Annotated in this window: 2 protein-coding genes; both read left to right on the top strand. The window is 62.5% G+C overall.

Annotated elements, in window-relative coordinates:
• The first annotated feature begins 233 nt into the window (after positions 1–233).
• A complete protein-coding gene (gene olsB, locus ACW9I6_RS32240) occupies positions 234–989 on the top strand; it encodes an L-ornithine N(alpha)-acyltransferase (protein ID WP_008431132.1) in 756 nt (251 codons plus the stop codon).
• Entirely contained in the window at positions 989–1,780 is a 792-nt protein-coding gene (locus ACW9I6_RS32235; RefSeq protein WP_003219789.1) for a lysophospholipid acyltransferase family protein, read from the top strand. The genes olsB and ACW9I6_RS32235 overlap by 1 nt, the downstream gene beginning before the upstream one ends.
• Positions 1,781–1,863: the final 83 nt, after the last annotated feature.

The following is a 1,863-nucleotide window of genomic DNA, read 5'->3' as shown; positions in this document are numbered from 1 at the left end:
GCTGGGCCGGCATTCCGGGCGTTTGCCAAAAGTGACCCGCTGTAAGAGCGGAACCCCAAGCCGCCGTTACCGCAGCAACGGATATGTACACAAAAAACACAGCACCCACCGGCGAAATGCCTGTCATCTAAGCGTCACCGTAACTTCATGGAGATGACACCGGCCCTACATAGCCTGACATGGCACAAACAAGTCGACCGGCCGTAACCCTGGCCGGCACTCGGAGACTCGCCATGACTCAGATCGCCCGCATCAGCGACACCGGCAATGAACGCCGTCTGCAAGCCGAACGCCTGATCGGCGCCCAGGCTTTGCAGGAAGCCCAGGCCCTGCGGTTCAACGTGTTCAGCGGCGAATTCAACGCCAAGCTGAAAGGCGCTGAACTGGGCCTGGACATGGATGACTATGATGTTCACTGCAGCCACATCGGCGTGCGGGATTTGAACAGCGGTCGACTCGTCGCCACCACCCGTTTGCTCGATCACCAGGCCGCCACCACCCTGGGCCGCTTCTACAGCGAAGAAGAATTCAGCCTCCACGGCCTGCTGCACCTCAAAGGCCCCATCCTGGAAATCGGCCGCACCTGCGTCGACCCCGCCTACCGCAACGGCGGCACCATCGCCGTGTTGTGGGGCGAGCTGGCCGAAGTCCTCAACCAGGGTGGCTACAGCTACCTGATGGGCTGCGCGAGCATCCCGATGCACGACGGCGGCATCCAGGCCCACGCCATCATGCAGCGCCTGCGCGAACGCTACCTGTGCAACGAACACCTGCGGGCCGAGCCGAAAAAGCCGCTGCCGGCACTGGACCTGCCATCCAACGTCATCGCCGAAATGCCCCCCTTGCTCAAGGCCTACATGCGCCTGGGTGCAAAGATTTGCGGCGAACCCTGCTGGGACGAAGACTTCCAGGTCGCCGACGTGTTCATCCTGCTCAAGCGCGACGAGCTGTGCCCGCGGTATGCCCGCCACTTCAAGGCAGCCATGTGATGAGCCGCCTTCGGGTGTACGGGCGAATTGCCCGCGTGCTGGTGGTGGTGGCCCTGGGTTTGACCATGGCCAGTGTGTTTGGCGTGTTTGAACGTCTGGGCGTCGCCAACTCGATGGTGCGCCGGCAGCGCTGGTCGCGTTTTTTCATGGCACGGCTGACCAACGCCCTGCCCTTTCGCGTGACCGTTCACGGTGAGTTGCCGCAACAGTCGATGCTGTGGGTCAGCAACCACGTATCGTGGACCGATATCCCGCTGCTGGGGATGGTGGCGCCGATGTCGTTCCTGTCCAAGGCCGAGGTGCGCACCTGGCCGGTGGCGGGCTGGTTGGCCGCCAAGGCAGGCAGCCTGTTCATCCGCCGAGGTTCGGGGGACAGCCAGTTGATTCGCAAACAGATGACGCGTCATCTGGAACAACAACACCCGCTGTTGATGTTCCCGGAAGGCACCACCACCGACGGCCGCGCCCTGCGTACGTTCCACGGGCGGTTACTGGCCAGTGCGATTGATGCCGATGTGTCGCTGCAACCGGTGGCGATTCGTTATCTGCGCGATGGCCACATCGACCCGCTGGCACCGTTTATTGGCGACGATGATTTGCTCTCGCACTTGATGCGTTTGTTCGGCAATGACCAGGGCGACGTGGAAATCCATCTGCTCAAGCCGATTGCCTGCGCCGGGCAAGAACGTGCGGCGCTGGCGTTCCAGGCGCAGCAGGCGGTGCAGAAGGCGTTGTTTGGCCCCCTTCCAGAAGCTGAGCAAATGCCAGCGCGGCCAGCATTCGCGGCCTGAAGCGAGCACGGTGAAAAATGTGGGAGCGGGCTTGCTCGCGAAGGCGGTGCATCAGTCAGCAGATTCATTAGCTGACCCACCGC

Source organism: Pseudomonas sp. SDO5522_S412, from assembly GCF_054071215.1.
Note: the sequence above shows the minus strand (reverse complement) of the source record. Positions and strands in the feature narration are given on the sequence as shown.